The organism is Gordonia heveisoli (genome assembly GCF_030315745.1).
Taxonomy (GTDB): domain Bacteria; phylum Actinomycetota; class Actinomycetes; order Mycobacteriales; family Mycobacteriaceae; genus Gordonia.
The window spans coordinates 1-3,440 of the sequence record NZ_JASXSH010000043.1; the positions used below are offsets into that span (position 1 = coordinate 1).

The 3,440-nt window shown below is 69.2% G+C and carries 1 protein-coding gene; it reads left to right on the forward strand.

Going from position 1 to position 3,440, the window contains the following annotated elements:
- Positions 1–3,440 (forward strand): condensation domain-containing protein (locus QSJ18_RS20015; protein WP_286328411.1); only part of this gene is annotated, 3,440 nt, incomplete at both ends.

Below are 3,440 nucleotides of genomic sequence, written 5' to 3' on the forward strand. Positions count from 1 at the left end.
TGAGCTCGGCGAGATCGAGTCGGTGATGGCGTCGGTGCCCGGGGTCGTCCACGCTGCCGCCACCGTGGGCCGAACACCCTCGGGTGCACAACATCTGGTCGGTTACATCTCGCCGGACACCGTCGATCTCGACGCCGTTCGGGCGGCCGTCGCCGGGTCGTTGCCGGAGTACATGCGTCCGTCGGTGTGGGTGCCGCTGACCTCGGTGTCCCTCAATGCGGCGGGCAAGCTGGACCGGAAGGCGCTGCCCGAACCGGACTTCGAGACCTCGGCAACCGACTACGTCGCGGCCGAGGGGCCGCTGGAGGAACAACTCGCGACGATCGTCGCCGCACTGCTGGGCATCGAACGCGTCTCGGTCACCGAGTCCTTCTTCGCACTCGGTGGCGACTCGATCATGTCGATCCAGCTGGCGTCGGCCGCCAAGGCCGGTGGACTGGCATTGAGTCCCCGCGACATCTTCGAGCATCGCACCATCCGCGCCATGGCCCGGTCCATCGGACAGGGTGGCAGCGAACTGCCCGCACTGCCCGAGCCGGCCGCGGACAGCATCGATGCGACGTCGATCCCGCCGATCGTCTCCTGGATGCTCGAACACACCGAGGATCCCGCCGACGCCGCGGACTTCTCCCAGGCCATGGTGCTCAACGCGCCATCCGGGCTGGACGCCGCCGTCCTCGGCGACCTCCTGAATGTGGTCGTGGACGCGCATCCCATGCTGTCGATGACGCTCGCGCACAACGACTCCGGTCTCGAACTCCGATCGACATTATCGTTCGATGCGGCTACCGCGGTCTCGGTACTCGCCACTACCGCGGCGCGCGGGTCGGAAGGCTTCGGCGCCGCAGTGTCCCAGGCACATGCCGAGGCCGCCGCTCGTCTCGACCCCGCCGCCGGCGCACTGGTCGCCGCCGTGCTGGTCACCGATCCGGCCGGTGACGGCTGGGTGGTCCTCGTCATCCATCACCTCGCCGTCGATGCGGTGTCGTGGTCGGTACTGATCGAGGACCTGGTCACCGCATGGGCACAGCACAGCTCGGGCCGGCCGTACGCGCTGCGCACCGAGCAGACCTCCGCGCGCGCCTGGTACGCCGCCGTGAACGCCCGCGCCGCCGGCCGGTCTGAGGATCTGGACTACTGGCTGACCCGGCTACCCGAATCGCCGACCGATCTCGGCACGGCCTTCGATCCGACCCGGGACAAGGCTGCCACCGCCGAATCGGTGGTGGCTCGCCTCGAACCCGCACTGACCGAGGCGGTTCTGACCACGGTGCCGCACGCCTTCGGCGCCACCGTCGAAGACGTCCTGCTGGCCGCATTGGGACGGGCCGTGCGGGCCTGGCAGCAGGCTCGCGCCATCCCCGCCGACGGTCCGGTCTCGGTCCTGGTGGAAGGGCATGGGCGATACGAGGAGACGTTCGCGCGCGGAGCCGATCCCCGCAGCGCGGACCTGTCGCGGACCGTCGGCTGGTTCACCGCCGTCGCACCGGTGCTGCTCGACCCGGACGCCGACCCGATCCATGCGGTCAAGGCCGCCAAGGAGGAACGGCTGGGCCGCCCCGACTCGGGTCTGGGCTTCGGCGCACTGCGCTACCAGCTCGCCGCTGACCTCAGGTCCCGGCCGCTTCCGTCCATCGGCTTCAACTACCTCGGTGCGGGATCGGGTGGCGACGCGCCGACCGGAGATTTCCTCCCCGCACGCCACGACCTGCGTCTGCCGGGGTCGATCTCCGGCGCGATGGTCGCGCTGAACTCGGTGACCATCAACGCGGGCACCGTGCACACCGACACCGGACGGCAGCTCAGTGCCGATTTCGCCTATCCGGTCGGGGTTCTCGACGCCGAGTCGGTGGAAGAACTCGCCGAACGCTGGCGTGCCGAGATCGCCGCCATCGTCGACGCTGTCGCCGCGGCACCCGGGGTCGGTCTGTCACCGTCGGACGTCGCCGGCGTCGACCTGACCCAGGCCGATCTCGACGAGCTGGCGGTCACCGACCCGGGCGCGGACGTGTGGCCGCTCACCCCGTTGCAGGCAGGGTTGGCGTTCCAATCCGATCTCGCGTCCGCCGGACGCGCGGCAGGTGCGGTGGATGTCTATGTCGCGCAGACGGTTCTGGAATTGGGCGGCGACGTCGACCTCGATCGGCTGTATGCCGCCGCGGCAGCACTCTTCGAGCGTCACCGGGTGTTGCGGTCGCGCTTCGTCCGCACGCGCGGTGGAGCCATCGTCGCCGTGGTTCCCGAAACCGTCGAGATCCCGTGGACCGTCACCGAACTCGTCGGCACTGACGACGCCGATCACGAGCAGCAGGTGGCCCGGCTCGTCGACGAGCAACGCGTGGCCCCCTTCGATCTCACCCGTGCTCCGCTGGTGCGTTTCGTCGTCGCCCGATCGGCCGACGCCACCCATCTCATCGTCACCAACCACCACATCGTGCTGGACGGATGGTCGGGGCCCCTGGTGCTCGCCGACCTGCTCGCCGGGTATGCCACCGGACAGACGTATACCGGCCAGATCTCGGACGGTGACGGCGATTTCGCCGACTTCGTGCGTCTGGTCGCCACTTCGGACCGGGACGCGGGCCTCGCCGCCTGGGCGCGGGTGCTGGCTCCGGTCGAGGGTCCGACGCTGGTGTCGTCCATGGCGACGGCCACTGTCGATCAGCTGCCAGACGACCTCTCGGTCCTCCTGGACGCCGCGACCACCGCCGCGATCGACGAACTGTCGCGGGCACACGGCGTCACCGCGGCCACGGTGTTGCAGGTCGCGTGGGCTTTGTTGCTGTCCCGGTTGACCGGGAATCAGGTCGTCACCTTCGGTGAGACGGTGTCCGGCCGCCCGGCGCAGCTCGCGGGCGTCGAGACCATGGTCGGCCTGTTCATCAACACCCTGCCCGCCGTCGTCGACGTCGATCCGGCCGTGTCGGTTCTGGACGTCCTCACCCGGGTCCAGTCCGACAAGGTCGCCGTGCTGGACCATCAGCATCTCGGGCTGTCCGATATCGTCGAGGCCAGTGGTGTGCCGGTCGCCTTCGACACCCTGGCGGTGCACGAGTCATATCCGATCGACACCGAATCGGTCAGCGGCAGCGGAAATTCGGGTAGCGGCGGCTCTGCTGCCATCGACATTCGCGGCATCGAGGTGCGCGACTCGACGCACTATCCGCTGAACCTCATCACGTCGCGGACCGCCGATCAGATGTTGCTGAAGCTCAAGTACCTGCCGTCCGCCTTCGGCGCGTCGCAGGTCCAGATCTTCGCCGATGCGCTGGTGGAGATCATCTCGACGATGACGCGGCAGCCGGAAACCCTGACCGCCGATGTCGCCGTAGCGTCGACGGCGGCGCTGGACGCGGTACGCCGGCAGTCGGCGGGTGCGGTGGTCGAGGTGCCGCTGGAGTCGGTGGGTGATGCGGTTGCCGCGCAGGTGGCGGCCACAC